The sequence below is a fragment of the Streptomyces sp. NPDC058401 genome (assembly GCF_042722885.1).
Taxonomy (GTDB): Bacteria; Actinomycetota; Actinomycetes; order Streptomycetales; family Streptomycetaceae; genus Streptomyces.
This window is the reverse complement of record NZ_JBHXKA010000017.1, coordinates 1-20737: the sequence shown is the minus strand read 5'-3', so window position 1 is coordinate 20737 and position 20737 is coordinate 1. Positions and strand designations below refer to the sequence as shown.

Here is a 20737-nt window from a genome sequence, read left to right as displayed (position 1 = left end):
GTGGGGGTTGTTTTTTTTTTTTTTCTGGCCGGGCGGGGCGGGGGGTTTGGTGAGGTGGGTGAGGTGCCGGGGGTCGTCGTGGGGGGGGGGGGGGGCGGCCCCCCCCCCGGCCCCTCCCTCATGGCAGCCCGTCCCCCACCTGCTCCGGCACCAGCGGTGCTCAGCGCCCCGGTGCGGACCGCCGGGGACGGCGGCGAATGACGGCGCGCACCCCGAGCAGCAGGGGGGTGCACATCAGGAGGCTGGCCAGGACGTCCAGGGGCCAGTGGTAGCCGCGCAGGATCAGGCCCGTCGCCGTCAGGGCGGTGAGGGCGGCCGCGAGGGGGAGGGGCCAGCGGCCCCGGACGTACGGGCGCACGAGCAGGGCGGCGCCCGTGTACGCCACGTACGAGGTGGCCGTGTGGCCCGAGGGGTAGTAGCCGGAGGCCCAGGGCTCCAGGGGGCCCGGCCGGCCGGTCCATTCCTTCAGCGGCACGATCAGGGCCGGCACCAGGGCCATGGCCAGGGCCGCGGCCGCCGCGCCCCACCGGTTGCCGCGCCGGGCGGCGTAGAGCACCGCGAGGAGCAGGACGGGGACCGCGACCGGGACGTTGCCGAAGTCGGAGAGGCGCTGGGTGACCGCGTCGGGGACGGTGCGCACGAGCGCCCGGCTGAGGGCGGCGTCCGGGACCAGCAGGGGCCCGGACACGAGGACCTGCCAGGTGGTCAGCGCGAAGAGCGCGACGCAGAGCGCGGAGACGACGGAACTCGCCGTGAGGAGAGTGGCCGGCCGCCCCGGAACAGGGGGGGTGGTTCCGGGGCGGCCGCCCGGATCGGGTTGCCGGGCGCCCCGGGGGGTTTGGGGCGTGCGGCCGTCCGATCGGTGAGGAGTGTGCGCGAACGCATGCCCAGTGCGGCGCTGGGGAAGCCCGGTACTGGTGTCGCCTCCGGTTTCCCGGAAGCGGGGTGTCTCACTCATCTGCAGAAACCGTACGGCAGCCGAAGGGGGACCGACAGCAGGAAAACGCTCCCGCCATCGGCCCCCCACAGCTTCTTCACAGTGCCCGACCGTTACCCGCGGTAGTGATCGCTTGGTGATCGAGGATCGCGTGCCCGCGTTCTAGCGCCCGTGTCAGACGTTCGATCAGAGGGTGGCGAACGCGGCCTCGATGACGTCCAGGCCCTCGTTCAGTAGGTCCTCGCCGATGACCAGCGGCGGCAGGAAGCGGAGCACGTTGCCGTAGGTGCCGCAGGTGAGGACGAGGACGCCCTCGGCGTGGCAGGCCTTGGCGAGCGCGCCGGCCGCCTCCGGGTTCGGGGTCTTGGACGAGGGGTCCTTGACGAGCTCGATCGCGATCATGGCGCCGCGGCCGCGGATGTCGCCGACGATGTCGTACTTCTCCTGGATGGCCGTCAGACGGGCCTTCATGATGGACTCGATCTTCTTCGCCGCGGCGTTGAGGTCGAGCTCCTTCATGGTCTCGATGGAACCGAGCGCACCGGCGCAGGCCACCGGGTTGCCGCCGTAGGTGCCGCCCAGGCCGCCGCCGTGCACGGAGTCCATCATCTCGGCGCGGCCGGTCACGGCGGCGAGCGGCAGACCGCCCGCGATGCCCTTGGCGGTCGTGATGAGGTCGGGGACGATGCCCTCGTCCTCGCACGCGAACCACTGGCCGGTGCGGCAGAAGCCGGACTGGATCTCGTCGGCGACGAAGACGATGCCGTTGTCGTTGGCGAACTTCACGATCGCCGGGAGGAAGCCCTTGGCCGGCTCGATGAAGCCGCCCTCGCCGAGGACCGGCTCGATGATGATCGCGGCGACGTTCTCGGCGCCGATCTGCTTCACGATGTTGTCGATCGCCTGGGCGGCGGCCTCGGGGCCGCAGTTCTCGGCGCCGGTCGGCCAGCGGTAGCCGTAGGCGACCGGGACGCGGTAGACCTCGGGGGCGAACGGGCCGAAGCCCTGCTTGTACGGCATGTTCTTCGAGGTCAGAGCCATCGTGAGGTTCGTACGGCCGTGGTAGCCGTGGTCGAAGACGACGACGGCCTGGCGCTTGGTGTACGAACGGGCGATCTTGACGGCGTTCTCGACGGCCTCGGCGCCGGAGTTGAACAGCGCCGACTTCTTCGCGTGGTCACCCGGGGTGAGCTCGGCGAGGGCCTCGCAGACCTCCACGTAGCCCTCGTAGGGGGTGACCATGAAACAGGTGTGGGTGAAGTCGGCGAGCTGCGCGGCGGCGCGCCGCACGACGGCCTCGGCGGAGGCGCCGACCGAGGTCACGGCGATGCCGGAACCGAAGTCGATCATGCGGTTGCCGTCGACGTCCTCGATGATGCCGCCGCCCGCGCGGGCCGTGAAGACGGGAAGCACGGAGCCCACGCCACCGGCCACCGTCGACAGACGGCGGGCCTGCAGCTCCTGCGACTTGGGGCCGGGGATCGCGGTGACGATGCGGCGCTCCTGCGGAACAGCGGTCATAGGGGGGCTCCTGGGGGGTGTTTTCGGACGCACTTGTGTCTTTGTCCGCAGGCTAGGCCCGGGAGGCGGGGTCCTGCATGCTCCGTTCGGGAGTGGTGCCCGCGTGTCCTTGTCCGTGGCGGCCATAGGAAGGAATCGGCGCCGCTCTTGTGGATCATGACCGGGTACGGGCCGCGGGGCGGCGACGGCCACTAGATTGAGCGCGCAGTGCAGTGCAGCACAGGGCAGGGCGGCGCGGTAACGGGCAGGGGGCAGGGGTTTCATGGACACCGACGGCACGCACGATGGGCAGAGGGTCCGTACGGATCACGTACCCAGGCCGACTCGGCCCGGCCAGGTGTCTCCGGTGCAGGGCCTGGTCCCGCCGAGGCCTGCCCACGCGCCCAGCGCCGGCCCGGCGCTCACGGACTGGCTGAGTACTCCTCGCCCGGAGGCGGGGCCGGGCATCTGGCGCTTCGGATACCACCCTCGCGAAGGACGGGAGCCGGAGGCGGCGACCGACAGGGCGTTGCTGAGCGGGGCGGTCATCTCTTTCCTGGCGTGCGTGCTGGTCTGGTCGCTGCTGAGCAACAACTACATCCCGTACACGGACCTGCTGGTCAAGCTCTTCACCCCCCGGGACTGGTGGGACCTGGGCGGCGATCCGGTCGATGGGCGGGGTACTGCCGCGTTGCAGGCCTACATGCTGCTGGTGACCGGCCTGCTGGTGGTGTGGTTCAGCAGGCTGGGCTCGTGGGGCACGGCCTTCCAACGGCTGGTCGCGGCCCGTGGAGTCCGGGCCCGGATTGCCGGTGCGGTGGTCGGCGCGCTGTTCGTGCTGCTCCTCATCGGGACGAACACGTTGACGGTCCTGGGTCTTGCGGGTGATCACCTGCCGTACGAGGCGATGAGTCCGGGAACGCAGACAGTGGTGACCTTCCTCGTCTATGCGGCGGTCACGGCGCCCGTGCTCTTCTTCTTCGCCCGTCTGGCGCGCAAGCCGGGCCGGCTCGAGACGGCCCTTTCGACCCCCGTGCCTGCAACGGAGTCTTCCGCCGAGAACGTCCTGTGGACCGAGGTGCGGGCGGCCGGGCTCGTGGACGTGGCCGACCGGCTGGAGGCGGAGGCACGGGCCGGGCGGATGAACGACGTGGACCACGTGCGGATCCGGCGCGCCTGGGAGACCGTACGGGCCGATCCGTCGCGGATGCGGGCCTTCGCCGACGCCGTACGGGACAAGGGTGCCGCAGCCTGCGTCCACCCCTCGGGTTCGCGCGATCTGCCCGTCCGCGCCGCCCGGCACGATCTGCTCGCCCGGCAGGTACTGCTGGGCACGGTCCAGGACGGTGAGCGCAACCCGTACGCCCGCCGCGGCAGCGGCATCGCCCTGGACCCCGGAGTCCTCGGCACCTCACTGCTCGCCATCGGCCCCTCCGGCGCGGGGAAGACCTCCCGCCTGGTCCGCCCCGTCGTGGAGTCGCTGGCACTGCAGGCCCTGGCCGGACAGGCCGCCGTCGTCGTGGTCTCCTCCACCGGCACCGCCCTGGGGCCCGACGAGGGGTACGACGTCGTCGTCCGCGTCGGTGATCCCGGCTCCGTCTACGACCTGGACCTCTACGGCGGCGCGACCGACCCCGACGAGGCCGCCATGCTCCTCGCCGAGGGCTTCGTGGGGGACGTGCAAGGGATCGACGTACGCCGTGCAGCCACCACCCTCGCTCAACTCCTCGGGCCGTTCAGGGCCGCGTACGGCCGTTTCCCCGCCGTGCCCGAGCTGCGGGAGCTCCTCGACCACGTGCCCGTCGCCCTCGCCGCCCTGCGCGAGGCCCTGGAGGCCGCCGGGCAACACCGGATGCTCCGCGAGCTCGATGCGCGCGAGCGCCAGCACGGGGCCCCCGCAGACCCGGGTCCGGCCCTCGCCGACCGGGTTGCGCTGCTGGACCGGCCCGCCTTCGCGGGGTTCTTCGACACCACGGGCGCCGGGCGGCCCTTCTCCTTGCGGGCCCTGGAGCATCCGCTGCGGGTCCGCGTGGACCTTCCCGAGCGCGGGCACGCAGACGCCTCCCGGATGTTGGCCCGGCTGCTGCTCGCCCAGTTCAACGCCTCCGCCGCGGCCCGTACCGACCGCACGCTCTTCGCACTCCTGGCCTTCGACGACGCCTCCCACACGCTCACCGCGGAAGCGGTGCGCGGCATCCAGCGGCTCCGCTCGGCCAATGCGGGAGTCCTGCTCACGCTGCGGACCCTGGACGACGTACCGGAAGCCCTGCGCACCCCGCTGCTCGGGGCCGTGGGCTGCCGGATGGCCTTTTCCGGAGTCACCACCTGGGACGGCAAGCGGTTCGCCGAAACCTGGGGCACCGAATGGGTGGAGACCCGTGACGTCACCCACCGGACGGTCTTCGCCGACCAGCCCCTCACCCGGGCCATCCATGCCTTCCGGAAGCTGGTCTCCGGCAAGGCGGTGACCACCGACGCGGTGACCGTGCGCCAGGTGGAGCGGGAACGCTGGTCGGCCTCCGACCTGGCGCACGTGGTGCCCCCCGGCCACGCCGTGCTCTCCCTGACCTCCGTCCGCGGCGAGCGGGCCGCCCCGCTGCTGGTGCGGCTCGGGGGGCAGGGCTGAGGGAGGGCGGGGTGCGGCCGGAGGGAGCGAACCCTTACGGGGTGGCAGAGCCGGAGGGAGCGAACCCTTACGGGGTGGCAGAATCAAGGGGTGCCGTTCGTACGACACGGCGAAAACCGCGGTGGTGGTCCACGGCGAGAATCCTCCGTCGGCACCTCGCCGCCGAACCCCTCCTCTCCCTAAGGCGCCCCGGTACCCATGCCGCTCACCCTCGCCTCGCTCGTCCAGCACTCGGCGCTCAAACTCAGCGTCCGGGCCGGGGAGGGCCGCCTCGACACCCCCGTGCGCTGGGCCCACGTCAGTGAGCTCGCCGACCCCGTGCCGTACATGGAGGGCGGGGAGCTCCTCCTCATCACCGCGATGAAGCTGGACGCGGAGGACCCCGAGGAGATGCGGCGCTACGTGCGCAGGCTCTCCGCGGCCGGGGTCGTCGGCATCGGCTTCGCCATCGGCGTGAACTACGACGCCGTACCCGAGGCGCTCGTCGAAGCCGCCACCGCCGAGGACCTGCCGCTGCTGGAAGTGCCCCGGCGCACCCCCTTCCTCGCCATCAGCAAGGCCGTCTCCGCCGCCCTCGCCGCCGACCAGTACCGGGCCGTGACCGCCGGCTTCGAAGCACAGCGCGAGCTGACCCGGGCCGCGCTGTCCGCCGACGGGCCCGCCGAACTGCTGACGAAGCTGGCGGCGCACGTGCACGGCTGGGCCGCCCTGTACGACACCTCGGGCGCCGTCGTCGCGGCCGCCCCCGACTGGGCCGCGCGCCGGGCCGCCCGGCTCACCCCCGACGTGGAACGGCTGCGGGAGCGGCCCGCGCCGGCCAGCGCCGTGGTCGGCGGCTCCGAGGACCGGGTGGAACTCCAGTCGCTGGGCACCGGGAGGCGGGCGCGCGGAGCCCTCGCGGTCGGTACCGGGGCCCCGCTCGGCACGGCGGAGCGGTACGCCGTCCACTCCGCGGTGGCCCTGCTGACCCTCACCACCGAACGCTCCCGCTCCCTGCACGACGCGGAGTCCCGGCTCGGCGCCGCCGTGCTGCGCATGCTGCTCGCCGGCCAGGCGGAGCACGCCCAGGCCGTGGCCGGGGACCTGTACGGGGCCCTGCTCGACGCGCCGTTCCGGATCCTCGTGGCGGAACCGGCCCTGGCCGGCACGGCCCAGCCGGAGGGGCTGGCGCTGCTGGCCGACGCCGTGGAATCGGCGGCGGCGCGCACGGGGGAGACCCTGCTGGTGGTGCCGGAGCCCGGCCGGCTCGTGGTCCTGGCGGCCGACGGGGGCTCCGCGGTGCAGGCGTGCGTGGAGTATGCGGAGGCACTGGAATCGCGCCGCGGCCGGGAATCGGCCGAACCGGAGCCGGACGAGCTGGTCCTCGGCCTGTCGGCGCCCGCGGGGGCCTCCGGCGTGGCGGCGGCCTTCAAACAGGCCGACCAGGCCCTGGCCGTGGCCCGGCGGCGCGGCCGCCCGCTGGTCGAACACGAGGACCTGGCCGCGGGCTCGGTCCTGCCCCTCCTGGCCGACGACGCGGTACGGGCCTTCGCGGACGGCACGCTGCGGGCGCTGCGCGAGCACGACGAGAAGGGCCGGGGCGACCTGGTGGCCTCCCTCCAGGCCTGGCTCTCCCGCCACGGGCAGTGGGACGCGGCGGCGGCCGACCTGGGCGTCCACCGCCACACCCTGCGCTATCGCATGCGCCGCGTGGAGGAGATCCTCGGCCGCTCCCTCGACGACCCGGACGTCCGCATGGAACTGTGGCTCGCCCTGAAGGCCACCACTCCTTCTTGACGCGTCGCTCTCCTTTTTGACGCACCCCTCGCACCGCTGCGCGGGCTTCGTGCTGCTGCGCCGGACTCCGTCCGGCGGTGGCGGGTCGGGGCTGGCGCCACTCCCGTCTGGTGCGGGGGTGGGTGGGCGGGTGCGGCCGGGTTGGCCCTGCGGGGCAAGGTCCCCTACCCGCCCTTCGCCCGTTCCCCGGGCTGCGCCCGGACCCTTGCCGGGGGTCCGGGGCGGAGCCCCAGGGGGTCCGGGCGCAGCCCCGGGCCCGCGCCCCGCGCAGCCGGGAGCCCGGGCCCCCGTAGAAGCCCCCGGCAGGGCCCCGCACGGGCAGCCGCCGCCCCGACACTGACAAAGCGGCGCGCCGCGCCACGCACGTACTCCACCCCGGACAAACGCCGAAACCCCGCCGGAGTCCTACGGTGGAGGGGACAAGGACCCACCGCACACACTCCGAAGGGCCGGGATCAGCATGACTTCCACCCACGCCTTCTGGCTCGCCGGCCGCCAGGCCACGGGCGACGACAGCTTCGACGTCCACTCCCCGTGGGACGGCCGCGTCGTCGGTACCGTGAGCGTGCCGACCGACGCCCAGGTCGAAGAGGCCGTGGCCGCCGCGTACGCCGTGACCGCGGAGTTCTCCGCCACCCCGGCCCACGTACGCGCCGAGGCCCTGGCCCACGTCGCCCGCCGGCTCGCCGAGCGCACCGAGGAGATCGCGCTGCTGATCTCCGCCGAGAACGGCAAGCCGATCAAGTGGGCCCGCGGTGAGGTCGGCCGTGCGGTGTCCGTGTTCCGCTTCGCCGCCGAAGAGGCCCGCCGCTTCAACGGCGGAGAGGCCCAGCGCCTGGACACCGACGCCGGCGGCGTCGGCCGGCTGGCCCTGACCCGCCGCTTCGTCAAGGGTCCGGTCCTGGGCATCGCGCCCTTCAACTTCCCGCTGAACCTGTGCGCCCACAAGGTGGCCCCCGCCATCGCCGTCGGCGCGCCGATCATCCTGAAGCCGGCCCCGGCCACCCCGCTCTCCGGTCTGATCCTCGGCGAGCTGCTCGCCGAGACCGACCTGCCGGCCGGTTCCTGGTCCGTGCTCCCCGTCGCCAACGACAAGATGCCGGAGCTGGTCAAGGACGAGCGACTGCCCGTCATCTCCTTCACCGGTTCGGACAAGGTCGGCTACGCCATCCAGCAGGCCGTGCCCCACAAGCACTGCACCCTGGAGCTCGGCGGCAACGCCGCGGCCGTGGTCCTGGAGGACTGGTCCTCGGAGGCCGACCTCGACTGGGCCGCGAACCGCATCGCGACCTTCTCGAACTACCAGGCCGGCCAGTCCTGCATCGGCGTACAGCGCGTGATCGCCGACGCGGCGGTCTACGACCGCCTCGTCGAGAAGGTCGTCGCCAAGGTCCGCGAGCAGGTCACCGGTGACCCGAACGACTCCGCCACCGACGTCGGCCCCCTCGTCTCCGAGGACGCCGCCAAGCGGGTCGAGTCCTGGGTCGACGAGGCCGTGGCCGCCGGCGCCAAGCTGCTCACGGGCGGCAAGCGCGAGGGTGCCTCGTACGAGCCCACCGTCGTCGCGGAGGTGCCCGAGGGCGTCACCCTCGCCACCGAGGAGGTCTTCGGACCGGTCCTCACCCTGCGCCGGGTCGAGAACACCGACGAGGCCTTCGCCGCCGTCAACGACTCGAAGTTCGGTCTGCAGGCCGGCGTCTTCACGCGGAACATCCAGACCGCGTTCCGCGCCCACCGCGAGCTGGAGGTCGGCGGCGTGATCGTCGGCGACGTCCCGTCCTACCGTGCCGACCAGATGCCGTACGGCGGTGTCAAGCAGTCCGGTGTGGGCCGCGAGGGCGTCCGCTACGCGATGGACGACTACACCTACGAGCGGGTCCTGGTCCTCAGCGGCCTTGACATCTGACCCAACTCGTACGGCCACCAAGCCGACGGCCGGAGCCTACTGTGCGGGGGCTCCGGCCGTCTTCTTTCGGTTGTGCGGCGGGGCCCCGGCGCCCCCGGCCGCCGCCACCGTGTGGCAGGGTCGTGGACGCTCGGGTGCGCGGCCCCACGCCGCCCGGGTGAGACGATCCCCGGCCGACGAAACGAGTCGCACGTGTCCTACTTGGTCCGCCACCGTCCCGTGGAAGACCCCGCCCTGCGCCTGGTGTGCTTCCCGCACGCGGGAGGCGGCGCGAGCTTCTTCCGCGACTGGCCGGGATACCTGGATCCCTCGGTCGAAGTCGTGGCCGTGCGGTACCCGGGACGCGAAACCCGCATGGGCGAAGCGCTGATCCCGACGATGGACGCGCTGTCTCCGCAGATCGCCGCCGAGCTGCTGGCCGAAACCCCCGTGCCCACGGTCCTCCTCGGGCACAGCATGGGCGCGGCCGTGGCGTACGAGAGCCTCCTGCGCCTCGAAGCCGCCGGGGCGGAGCACGTCACGCGTCTGTGCGTCTCGGGCCGCGGACTCCCGGTGCCCGCCGCCGTGGTCCCGCCGCGCACCGACGAGGACCTGATCGCGGCCGTCACCTCGCTGGGCGGTCCCCACGCGGCGATCTGGCAGAACGCGGAACTGCGCGAGCTGTTCCTGCCGGTCATCCGCAACGACTTCCGCCTCATCGACACCTACCGCCGCCGCGAGGACGCTCCGCCGCTGCGCGCCGACGTCATGGCCCTCACGGGCGACCGCGACCCCCGGGTCACCCCGCTCGGCGCGCAGGCCTGGTCGACGGTCACCGCGGGAGCCTTCACGTCCCACGTCTTCGAGGGCGACCACTTCTACCTCGTCCCGCACGCGGAGCGGGTCGCCCGGCTGGCCGTGGACCGGACAGGCCGGCACGACGCCTGAGCGGACCGCGGACCGCGGACCGCGGACAGCGGACCGCGGACTACGCAGCGGGCTCCGGGCGTCCCTCTTTTACCGCCGCTTCCCCGCCGCCCGAAACGGGTACGACTCACTGGTAGCACCCACCGGTAAGCACCCCCTCTCTCGGCGGCGAGGTGAGCCCCCTCATGTCCGCAACACAGCCCGCACAGCCCGTTCCACCCCCAGAGCCCGCACAGCCCGGACAGTCCCCGCAGTCCGCGCAGCCCAAGGTGACCGAGCGCGAGGCACGGCAGGTCGCGGAAGCGGCCCGGGAACAGAACTGGCAGCGGCCGAGCTTCGCCAAGGAGCTGTTCCTCGGCCGGTTCCGGCTGGACCTGATCCACCCCCACCCGCTCCCCGCCGAGGAGGACGTCCGGCGCGGGGAGGCCTTCCTGGCCCGGATGCGGGAGTTCTGCGAGACCTCCGTCGACGGAGCGCGCATCGAGCGCGAGGCGAAGATCCCCGACGAGACCGTGCGCGGGCTCAAGGAGCTCGGCGCGCTCGGCATGAAGATCGACCCGAAGTACGGGGGCCTCGGCCTCACCCAGGTGTACTACAACAAGGCGCTCGCCCTCGTCGGCTCCGTCAGCCCGGCCATCGGCGCGCTGCTCTCCGCCCACCAGTCGATCGGCGTGCCCCAGCCGCTGAAGATGTTCGGCACCCAGGAGCAGAAGGACGCCTACCTGCCGCGCTGCGCGACCACCGCCATCAGCGCGTTCCTCCTCACCGAGCCGGACGTCGGCTCCGACCCGGCGCGCCTGGCCACCACGGCGGTCCCGGACGGGGAGGACGCGTACGTCCTGGACGGTGTGAAGCTCTGGACCACCAACGGGGTCGTCGCCGACCTCCTCGTGGTGATGGCCCGGGTGCCGAAGAGCGAGAACCACCGCGGCGGGATCACCGCCTTCGTCGTCGAGGCCGATTCGCCGGGCATCACCGTCGAGCACCGCAACGCCTTCATGGGCCTGCGCGGCCTGGAGAACGGCGTCACCCGCTTCCACCGGGTCCGGGTCCCCGCCGCCCAGCGCATCGGCGCCGAGGGCGCCGGCCTGAAGATCGCGCTGACCACGCTGAACACCGGCCGGCTGTCGCTGCCCGCCATGTGCGTGGGGGCGGGGAAGTGGTGCCTGAAGATCGCCCGCGAATGGTCCGGCGTGCGCGAGCAGTGGGGACGGCCGGTCGGCCTGCACGAGGCCGTCGGATCCAAGGTCTCCTTCATCGCGGCCACCACCTTCGCCCTGGAGGCCGTGGTCGACCTGGCCTCCCAGATGGCCGACGAGGACCGCAACGACATCCGCATCGAAGCGGCCCTCGCCAAGCTCTACGGCTCCGAGATGGCCTGCCTGATGGCCGACGAGCTGGTCCAGATCCGCGGCGGGCGCGGCTTCGAGACCGCCGAGTCCCTCGCCGCCCGCGGCGAGCGGGCCGTCCCCGCCGAGCAGATGCTCCGCGACCTGCGCATCAACCGGATCTTCGAGGGATCCACCGAGATCATGCACCTGCTGATCGCCCGCGAGGCCGTGGACGCCCACCTGTCGGTGGCCGGCGACCTCATCGACCCCGAGAAGGCCCTGGGCGACAAGGCGAAGGCGGGCGCCCGCGCCGCCGGGTTCTACGCCCGCTGGCTGCCCCAGCTCACCACCGGCGCCGGCCAGGTCCCCGGCACCTACCGGGCCTTCCACCCGGGCGGCCACCCCGACCTCGCCACGCACCTGCGCTACGTCGAACGCGGGTCGCGCAAACTCGCCCGGTCCACCTTCTACGCCATGTCCCGCTGGCAGGGCCGGATGGAGACCAAGCAGGGGTTCCTCGGCCGGATCGTCGACATCGGCGCCGAACTCTTCGCGATGAGCGCGGCCTGCGTGCGCGCCGAGCACCTGCGGGCCTCCGGTGAGCACGGCCGCGAGGCCTACCAGCTGGCCGACGCCTTCTGCCGGCAGTCCCGGCTCCGGGTGGAGGAGCTCTTCGGACGGCTCTGGGACAACACCGACGACCTGGACCGCAAGGTCGTGGCCGGGGTCCTGTCCGGCACCTACACCTGGCTGGAGGAAGGCATCCTCGACCCCTCCGGCGACGGTCCGTGGATCGCCGACGCCACCCCGGGCCCCTCCACCCGGGAAAACGTCCACCGGCCGCTGCGCTGACCTGAAATCATCGCCGGACATCAGACAGATGTACGAGGATGAGTACGGGTACGAGTACGGGTACTGGTACGCGTACAAGCACAGCGCGAGGCGGACGAGAACGATGGCGACGGCCGAGGAAGACCGCACCAGCCGACGGCTGGCCTGGTGCGTGGCGCACCTGCTGCGCCACGCACCGGACCACGTCGTCACCGACATGATCGGCCGGCTCGACGAGCCCGCCTTCAAGTACCTGTGCCGGGACGAATGGCTGGCGGCCTCGACCGTCACCCTCCTCCTCCGGCACGGAACCGACGCGGGCCGCAGCTACGTCGCCCGCAACCCCCGCGTCGTGGGCCGCCCGCTGCCCGGCCTGCCCGGACCCGCCCGGTACGCCCGCCGCCGGACCCCGCCGGAACTCCTGCCGGTGCTCCGCGCCGAGCTCGGCCGGGACCCCGGCGAAGAGCCGCTCACCACCGCCGAACTCATCGGCCTGCTCCGACGGCACGGCCGGCGCGGCCCGCGGGTCCCGCTCGACATCCTGGCGCTGCCCCACCCCACGGACCCGGAGGCGCTGCTCGCCGAACACCTCCGCCTGCCCCTGCCGGCCGGCTCCGTCGAAGCCCTGCTGCTCGCCCTGGACCTGCCCCGGGAAACCGTCCACGGCCTGCTCGCCACCGCCGCGCCGGCCGGGCTCCGCTGGTACCGGCCCGCGGTCCGCGCCGTGCGGATGGGCCGGGTCACGCACGAGGAGCTCGTCGCCCACGTGGCCCCCGCGCACCGCACCCTGCTCCTCGCCGACCTGACCCGGAACAGCGGCCTGCGCTGGACCCTGCCCGAGCGGACCGGGATGCGCACCGCCGTCGCCCGGGCGCTGCGCCCCCTGCGCGACGACCCCCGGCTCTGGGCGGAGCTGTTGCGCCACGCCCCCGCCTTCCCGGGCACCCTGCCGGTCCTGGTGGCCCGCATCGTGCGCGGCACCCTGGCGGAGCCCGCCGAAGGGCCGCCGGTCCCCGGACTCGCCGAGGCGGTGCGCTCCGTGGCGCCCGGCGGCGCCGAGCCCGTCGCGGGCGTGGACCGCGAGCTGGCCCTGGCGAGCCTCGCGGTACCCATGGAATCCGGCCAGGAGGACATCCGGTGGGTGCGCGACTGCCTCGCCCGGGGGCTGCTCACCGGCGAGGACGTGATCCGGCACAAGGCGCCCGCCTGCTGGGCCCTGGACGAGGACCACTGGCTGGGGGAGGTGGACCACCCCGACCGGCACGAACCGGCCGCCCCGGTGATCGCCGCGCGGTCCGAGGCCGACCGGCTGTTCGCGCTGGCCCTCGGCTCCGACCCGGACGCCTGGTGGGCGGTGGCCCGTACCCTCCCGGACTTCGCCGGGACGCTTCCGCACCTTCTCCTTCGGGTCACGGATGGGGGCTCGGTGTCCGGGCGCCCCTGAGTTGCGGCAACAATGGGTCCATGAGCGACCGCCCATCCCCCCTTGCCGATCCGCACCTCCTCTTCGACCCCGCGGCCGGCCGTCGGGACATCGTCATCCTCGGCTCCACCGGGTCCATCGGGACCCAGGCCATCGACCTCGCCCTGCGCAACCCGGACCGGTTCCGGGTGACGGCCCTGTCCGCCGCCGGCGGCCGGGTCGCGCTGCTGGCCGAGCAGGCCAGGCTGCTGCGCGTGAACACCGTGGCCGTGGCGCGCGAAGACGTCGTACCGGCCCTCAAGGAGGCGCTGGACGCCGAGTACGGCGCCGGTGAGCCGCTGCCCGAGATCCTCGCGGGTCCCGACGCGGCCACCGAGCTCGCCGCCTCCGAGTGCCACACCGTGCTCAACGGCATCACCGGTTCCATCGGCCTCGCGCCCACCCTCGCCGCACTGCGGGCCGGGCGGACGCTGGCCCTCGCGAACAAGGAATCGCTCATCGTGGGCGGCCCGCTGGTGAAGGCCCTGGCGAAGCCGGGCCAGATCATCCCGGTCGACTCCGAGCACGCGGCGCTCTTCCAGGCCCTCGCCGCGGGCACCCGCGCCGAGGTGCGCAAGCTCGTGGTCACCGCCTCCGGCGGGCCCTTCCGCGGCCGCACCCGCGCCGAGCTGGCCTCGGTCACCGTGGAGGACGCCCTGGCCCACCCGACCTGGGCGATGGGCCCGGTGATCACCGTCAACTCGGCGACCCTGGTCAACAAGGGGCTGGAGGTCATCGAGGCGCACCTGCTCTACGACATCCCCTTCGAGCGGATCGAGGTCGTGGTCCACCCGCAGTCCTACGTGCACTCCATGGTGGAGTTCACCGACGGCTCCACGCTGGCCCAGGCCACCCCGCCGGACATGCGCGGCCCGATCGCGATCGGCCTCGGCTGGCCCCAGCGGGTCCCGGACGCGTCCACCGCCTTCGACTGGACCAAAGCCTCCACCTGGGAGTTCTTCCCGCTGGACACCGAGGCCTTCCCCGCGGTGGGCCTGGCCCGGCACGTCGGCGCCCTGGGCGGTACCGCGCCCGCCGTGTTCAATGCGGCGAACGAGGAGTGCGTAGAGGCGTTCCTGGCCGGTCGGCTCCCGTTCACAGCAATCATGGATACGGTCTCTGCCGTGGTCGATGAACACGGGACCCCCGCCGCGGGAACTTCCCTCACGGCCCGGGACGTCCTTGAAGCGGAGACCTGGGCCAGGGCCCGGGCACAGGAGATGGCGGCACGGGCCGCCCTGGAGGCGCGCGCATGACCCTACTGCTGACCTTGATCGGCGTGCTCGTCTTCGTGGTGGGGCTGCTCTTCTCCATCGCCTGGCACGAGCTCGGCCACCTCTCCACGGCCAAGCTCTTCGGCATCCGCGTGCCCCAGTACATGGTCGGCTTCGGCAAGACCATCTGGTCGCGCAAGAAGGGCGACACCGAGTACGGGCTCAAGGCCATCCCGATGGGCGGCTACATCCGCATGATCGGGATGTTCCCGCCGGGCGAGGACGGCAGGGTCACCGCCCGCTCCACGTCGCCGTTCCGCTCGATGATCGAGGACGCGCGCTCGGCGGCGTACGAGGAACTGCAGCCGGGCGACGACACGCGGCTGTTCTACACGCGCAAGCCGTGGAAGCGCGTGATCGTGATGTTCGCCGGACCGTTCATGAACCTGGTCCTGGCGATGGCGATCTTCTTCGGCGTGTGGATGACCTTCGGGGTGCAGCAGACGACCACCCAGGTCCAGACCGTCACCGACTGCGTGATCAAGCAGAGCGAGAACCGCGACACCTGCAAGGCCGGCGACCCGGCGGCCCCGGCCAAGGCCGCGGGCGTGCAGGCCGGCGACAAGATCGTGGCCTTCCGGGGCAAGCCGGTCGAGGACTGGGACGCGCTCCAGAAGGACATCCGGAACACCATCGGACCCGCCACCCTCACCGTCCTGCGCGACGGGCAGAAGGTGACCCTGAACGCCAGCCTCGTGGAGAACCGCGTGGGCAAGACCGACGGCCACGGCGGGTACGTCAAGGGCGAGTACGTCTCGGCCGGCTACCTCGGCGTCGGCCCGAAGTCCGTGATCGCCCCGCTCACCTTCACCCAGTCCGCGGACCGGGTCGGCGAGGTCGTCCAGAGCAGCGTGCAGGGCCTGGCCCAGCTCCCGGGCAAGATCCCGGCCCTGTGGAACTCGGTCTTCAACGGAGCCGAGCGCGAGCCCGACTCCCCGATGGGCATCGTCGGCGCCGCCCGGATCAACGGGGAGATCGCGGCCCTGGACATTCCGAGCGAACAGCGGATGTCGATCATGCTGAACGTCCTGGGCATGTTCAACCTCTCCCTCTTCCTGTTCAACATGCTGCCCCTGCTGCCCCTGGACGGCGGGCACATCGCCGGCGCCCTGTGGGAGTCGGTCCGGCGGGTCTTCGCCCGGGTCTTCCGGCGCGCCGACCCGGGCCCGTTCGACGTGGCGAAGCTGATGCCCGCGGCGTACGTGGTGGCCGGAGTCTTCCTCTGCTTCACCCTGCTGGTACTGGCCGCGGACGTGGTCAATCCCATCAAGATCACCTGACCGGAAGACCGGCGGAGCACCCTGCGGGCCATCCGTACAGCATGCGCACCGGAGCCGGGCACGCATCGTGCCCGGCTCCCTACGTTCGAGTGGCGCGCGACCGGCGATGCACGGGTGTCGTGCCGGTTGGCGTAATCTCGGAGGTCGGAGCCCGCCGATCCCGGCACCTAATCCACACCTTGGGGTTGCACAGCAGATGACTGCCATCTCTCTCGGAATGCCGGCCGTGCCGACGAAGCTCGCCGACCGAAGGGTCAGCCGCAAGATCCAGGTCGGCTCGGTGGCCGTCGGCGGCGACGCGCAGGTCTCCGTGCAGTCGATGACGACCACCAGGACCTCGGACATCGGAGCCACGCTCCAGCAGATCGCGGAACTGACCGCGTCCGGCTGTGACATCGTCCGCGTGGCCTGCCCGACGCAGGACGACGCCGACGCACTCGCCGTGATCGCGAAGAAGTCGAACATCCCGGTCATCGCCGACATCCACTTCCAGCCGAAGTACGTGTTCGCCGCGATCGACGCGGGCTGCGCAGCGGTCCGCGTGAACCCGGGCAACATCAAGCAGTTCGACGACAAGGTCAAGGAGATCGCGCGGGCCGCCAAGGACGCCGGCACCCCGATCCGGATCGGCGTCAACGCCGGCTCGCTCGACGCCCGACTGCTGAAGAAGTACGGCAAGGCCACGCCCGAGGCGCTGGTCGAGTCCGCGCTGTGGGAGGCCGGCCTCTTCGAGGAGCACGGCTTCAGCGACATCAAGATCTCGGTCAAGCACAACGACCCGGTGGTCATGGTCAACGCCTACCGACAGCTGGCCGCCGCGTGCGACTACCCGCTGCACCTCGGCGTCACCGAGGCCGGCCCGGCGTTCCAGGGCACGATCAAGTCCGCCGTCGCCTTCGGCGCGCTGCTCTCCGAGGGCATCGGCGACACGATCCGCGTCTCCCTGTCGGCCCCGCCGGTGGAGGAGATCAAGGTCGGCATCCAGATCCTGGAATCGCTGAACCTCAAGCCCCGCCGCCTGGAGATCGTCTCCTGCCCGTCCTGCGGACGCGCCCAGGTGGACGTCTACAAGCTGGCCGAGGAGGTCACGGCGGGCCTGGAGGGCATGGAGGTCCCGCTGCGCGTCGCGGTCATGGGCTGCGTGGTCAACGGCCCCGGCGAGGCCCGTGAGGCCGACCTGGGCGTCGCCTCCGGCAACGGCAAGGGCCAGATCTTCGTCAAGGGCGAGGTCATCAAGACCGTCCCCGAGTCGAAGATCGTCGAGACCCTCATCGAAGAGGCGCTGAAGATCGCCGAGCAGATGGAGAAGGACGGCGTGATGTCGGGCGAGCCGACGGTCGCGATCGGCGTCTAGTTCCCAGTTTCCGGTTTCCCGTGACGGGCCCGGAGCCGCACCTGCGGCTCCGGGCCCGTCGGCGTGCGGCCCCCAGGCACCCCGGCACGGGCGTCCCGGGGCCGACAGGCGCCCTGGAGGCGCCCCGGGGGCCCTCGGGGGCATCTCGGAGCCGGTCCGGGTACAGTGCGGAGATCAGCAGACTTGCATGGTGAGGCCCCAGTGTTGACGCAGACCACCACCCGGGTCCTTGAGCCCAGTGATCTTGATGCCGCGCTCGACATCCTCGGCCGCGCGCCGGTCGAGAACGCCTTCGTCACCTCCCGGGTCCAGGTCGCCGGGCTCGACCCGTGGCGCCTGGGCGGCGAGATGTGGGGCTGGTACGCCGACGGCGAGCTCCGCTCGCTCTGCTACGCCGGCGCCAACCTGGTGCCCGTCTGCGCCGGCCCCGACGCGGTACGGGCCTTCGCCGACCGCGCCCGGCGCACCGGCCGCCGCTGCTCCTCCATCGTCGGCCCCGCCGAGGCCACCGGGCTGCTCTGGCAGCTCCTGGAGCCCAGCTGGGGCCCGGCCCGCGACGTCCGCTCGCGCCAGCCCCTCATGATCATGGAACAGCCGTCCACCACGGTGAGCGCAGACCCCCGGGTGCGCCGCATCCGCAAGGACGAGATGGACGTGATCATGCCCGCCTGCGTGGCCATGTTCACCGAGGAGGTCGGCATCTCCCCGATGACCGGCGACGGCGGCCTGCTCTACCAGGCCCGGGTCGCCGAGCTGGTCGCCGGCGGGCGGTCCTTCGCCCGGGTCGAGGACGGCAAGGTCGTCTTCAAGGCCGAGATCGGCGCCGCGACCCCCCGCGCCTGCCAGATCCAGGGCGTCTGGGTGGACCCCGAGTTCCGCGGCCGCGGGCACTCCGAGACCGGGATGGCCGCCGTCGTCGCCTACGCGCTCCGGGACGTGGCCCCCGTGGTCAGCCTCTACGTCAACGACTTCAACACCGCGGCACGCGCCTCCTACCGCCGGGTCGGCTTCCGCGAGGTCGGCGCGTTCATGAGCGTGCTGTTCTGAGCGTCCTGTTCCGATCTTCCTGTTCGACCGCACGGTCGGCCAGTAAGGTCGCCGCATGATGCCAACCCCCGCGGGAGACGACCCCGGCCGGCCCGCCGGACTGCGCATCGGGCCCCTCGACCTCGCCGCCCGGGTCGACGAGGCCCTGCGCGTGCAGACCCTGGCCTTCGGGCTCAGCGAGGAAGAGATCGGCATCCGGCGCTACATCGTCCAGCGCCACATGACCTGCCGCGGCGCCCGCGCGCTCGGCGCGTTCACCGGGGACGGAGAGCTCGCCGGGTTCGTCTACGGCATGCCCAACGACCGCACCCACTGGTGGTCCGGGGTCGTCGAGCCCTACCTGAGGGCCGGCGGCCACGAGAGCTGGCTCGACGGCTCCTTCGTGATCACCGAGCTCCACGTGCACCCCGGGTACCAGGGCAAGGGCGTCGGCCGCTCCCTCATCACCCTGATCACCGACACCGCCGCCGAGGACCGCTCGATCCTCTCCGCGATCGACACCGACAGCCCCGCCCGCGGCCTCTACGGCTCCCTCGGCTACACGGACCTGGCCCGCCAGGTCCTCTTCCCGAGCGCGAGCCTCCCGTACGCCGTCATGGGCGCCCCGCTGCCGCTGCGCAGGCCCTGACCCGGCACACCCTCCGCCCCCGTGGGCGCTCAAACGGTTTCCGCGGGCCCCGGAGCCCCCGATAGCCTCGCGTCATGTCAACGCAACACGTGCAGCGCATGTCCCGCCTCATGGCCAAGACCCTCCGCGAGGACCCGGCCGACGCGGAAACCCTCAGCCACCGCCTCCTGGTCCGGGCCGGCTACGTCCGGCGCAGCTCCGCCGGCGTGTGGAGCTGGCTGCCGCTCGGCAAGCGGGTCCTGGACAACGTGTCGCGCATCGTCCGCGAGGAGATGGACGGGATCGGGGCACAGGAAGTGCTGCTCCCGGCCCTGCTCCCGAAGGAGCCGTACGAGGTCAGCGGCCGCTGGTCGGAGTACGGGGAACTGCTCTTCCGGCTGAAGGACCGCAAGGGCGCGGACTACCTGCTCGGCCCCACCCACGAGGAGATCTTCACCCTGGTGGTCAAGGACCAGTGCACGTCCTACAAGGACCTGCCGGTCATGCTGTACCAGATCCAGACCAAGTACCGGGACGAGGCGCGGCCCCGCTCGGGCGTCCTGCGCGGCCGCGAGTTCCAGATGAAGGACTCGTACTCCTTCGACGTGTCCGACGAGGGCCTGGCGGAGTCCTACCGGCTGCACCGCGAGGCCTACGTACGCATCTTCGAGCGGCTCGGCCTCGACCACCGGGTGGTGTCGGCCGTGTCGGGCGCGATGGGCGGCTCGGCGTCGGAGGAGTTCCTGGCCCCGGCCCCGGCCGGCGAGGACACCTTCGCGGACTGCCCCGCCTGCGGCTACGCGGCCAACACGGAAGCGGTGACCTTCGCCCTGACCCCGGCCCCGGGCGAGCACGGCCCGCTGGAGGAGATCCCCACCCCCGACACCCCCACCATCGAGAGCCTGGCCGCGCACCTGGGCGTCCCCGCCTCCGCGACGCTGAAGAACCTCCTGGTCAAGGTGGACGGCGAGATCACCGCCGTCGGCGTACCCGGCGATCGGGAGGTCGACCTGGGCAAGCTCGGCGAGCACCTGGCCCCGGCGGTCGTGGAACTGGTGACGGCGGAGGACTTCACCGGCCGGCCCGACCTCGTACGGGGCTACGTGGGCCCGCAGGGCCTGGAGAAGGTCCGCTACCTCGCCGACCCGCGCGTCGCGCCGGGCACCTCCTGGGTGACCGGGGCCAACAAGCCCGATACGCACGCCCGCGACGTGGTCTGCGGCCGGGACTTCGAGGTCGACCAGTACCTCGACGTGGTCGTCGTCGAGGAAGGCGACCCCTGCCCCGCCTGCGGCGCCGGACTGCGGCTCGACCGGGCCATCGAGATCGGGCACATCTTCCAGCTCGGCCGCAAGTACGCGGACGCCTTCGGGCTCGACGTCCTCGGCAAGGAGGGCAAGCCGGTCCGCGTCACGATGGGCTCCTACGGGATCGGCGTCTCCCGCGCGGTGGCCGCGCTCGCCGAGCAGACCGCGGACGAGCGGGGCCTGTGCTGGCCGGCCGCGGTGGCCCCGGCCGACGTCCACGTGGTGGCGGCGGGCAAGGCGGTACCGCTCGCGCTGGCCGAGTCGGCGGCGGAGTCCCTGGCCGGGGCCGGTCTCCGCGTCCTCCTGGACGACAGGCCCGGCCTGTCACCCGGGGTGAAGCTCACCGACGCGGAGCTCATCGGGGTCCCGTGGATCCTGGTGGCGGGCCGCCGCTCGGCGGAGTCGGTGGTCGAACTCCAGGACCGCCGCGCCGGCACCCGCGAGGAACTCCCCCTGGAGGAAGCCCTCTCCCGCCTGACCGCGACCGCGTAGCCCTGCGGGCGGCTGTCCCCTACCGGCCCTTCCCCCGGCGCTGCCCGGACCCGGTCCACAAAACCCGGAACGGCATGAAAAAACCCACCACGCCCCCGTAT

The 20737-nt window shown here is 72.6% G+C and carries 14 protein-coding genes; 12 read left to right on the top strand and 2 right to left on the bottom strand.

Annotation, left to right across the window (positions count from 1 at the left end; translation table 11 throughout):
- Positions 1-160: 160 nt before the first annotated feature.
- A complete protein-coding gene (locus ACFWNV_RS09025; RefSeq protein WP_383942781.1) occupies positions 161-688 on the bottom strand; it encodes a phosphatase PAP2 family protein in 528 nt (175 codons plus the stop codon).
- Between the two features lie 435 nt (positions 689-1123).
- Positions 1124-2458 (bottom strand): 4-aminobutyrate--2-oxoglutarate transaminase, encoded by a 1335-nt coding sequence (gene gabT / locus ACFWNV_RS09020; RefSeq protein ID WP_383942778.1) that lies wholly within the window; start codon positions 2456-2458, stop codon positions 1124-1126.
- Positions 2459-2720: 262 nt separating this feature from the next.
- Here gabT and ACFWNV_RS09015 point away from each other — a divergent pair, with 262 nt between their 5' ends.
- From ACFWNV_RS09015 to ACFWNV_RS08960, 12 genes are all read left to right on the top strand, one after another.
- The gene (locus tag ACFWNV_RS09015; protein ID WP_383942775.1) at positions 2721-5063 is read left to right on the top strand and encodes an ATP/GTP-binding protein; all 2343 of its coding nucleotides are present in this window, start codon (positions 2721-2723) and stop codon (positions 5061-5063) included.
- 198 nt (positions 5064-5261) lie between these two features.
- Positions 5262-6839 carry a PucR family transcriptional regulator gene (locus ACFWNV_RS09010; protein WP_383942772.1) on the top strand — a complete coding sequence of 526 codons (1578 nt, stop codon included), beginning with the start codon at positions 5262-5264 and terminating at the stop codon, positions 6837-6839.
- Between the two features lie 460 nt (positions 6840-7299).
- Positions 7300-8745, top strand: coding sequence for an aldehyde dehydrogenase family protein (locus ACFWNV_RS09005; RefSeq protein WP_383942769.1), 1446 nt, complete (start codon positions 7300-7302; stop codon positions 8743-8745).
- Positions 8746-8937: 192 nt separating this feature from the next.
- Positions 8938-9672: a thioesterase II family protein gene (locus ACFWNV_RS09000; protein WP_383942765.1), complete on the top strand. Its 735-nt coding sequence runs from the start codon at positions 8938-8940 to the stop codon at positions 9670-9672.
- Between the two features lie 164 nt (positions 9673-9836).
- Positions 9837-11834, top strand: a complete 1998-nt coding sequence (locus ACFWNV_RS08995) for an acyl-CoA dehydrogenase family protein (protein WP_383942762.1) — start codon at positions 9837-9839, stop codon at positions 11832-11834.
- Positions 11835-11862: 28 nt separating this feature from the next.
- Positions 11863-13257, top strand: coding sequence for a hypothetical protein (locus ACFWNV_RS08990; protein ID WP_383942759.1), 1395 nt, complete (start codon positions 11863-11865; stop codon positions 13255-13257).
- 20 nt (positions 13258-13277) lie between these two features.
- Positions 13278-14531, top strand: a complete 1254-nt coding sequence (gene dxr, locus ACFWNV_RS08985; protein ID WP_383942756.1) for a 1-deoxy-D-xylulose-5-phosphate reductoisomerase — start codon at positions 13278-13280, stop codon at positions 14529-14531.
- Positions 14528-15829: a M50 family metallopeptidase gene (locus ACFWNV_RS08980; protein ID WP_383942753.1), complete on the top strand. Its 1302-nt coding sequence runs from the start codon at positions 14528-14530 to the stop codon at positions 15827-15829. Before dxr ends, ACFWNV_RS08980 begins: the two co-directional genes overlap by 4 nt.
- Positions 15830-16025: 196 nt before the next feature.
- Positions 16026-17183: a flavodoxin-dependent (E)-4-hydroxy-3-methylbut-2-enyl-diphosphate synthase gene (gene ispG, locus ACFWNV_RS08975; protein ID WP_383942750.1), complete on the top strand. Its 1158-nt coding sequence runs from the start codon at positions 16026-16028 to the stop codon at positions 17181-17183.
- Between the two features lie 201 nt (positions 17184-17384).
- Positions 17385-18230: a GNAT family N-acetyltransferase gene (locus ACFWNV_RS08970; RefSeq protein WP_383942747.1), complete on the top strand. Its 846-nt coding sequence runs from the start codon at positions 17385-17387 to the stop codon at positions 18228-18230.
- A 58-nt stretch (positions 18231-18288) separates the two neighbouring features.
- Positions 18289-18858 (top strand): GNAT family N-acetyltransferase, encoded by a 570-nt coding sequence (locus tag ACFWNV_RS08965; protein ID WP_383942940.1) that lies wholly within the window; start codon positions 18289-18291, stop codon positions 18856-18858.
- A 74-nt stretch (positions 18859-18932) separates the two neighbouring features.
- Entirely contained in the window at positions 18933-20636 is a 1704-nt protein-coding gene (locus tag ACFWNV_RS08960; RefSeq protein WP_383942744.1) for a proline--tRNA ligase, read from the top strand.
- Positions 20637-20737 lie beyond the last annotated feature (101 nt).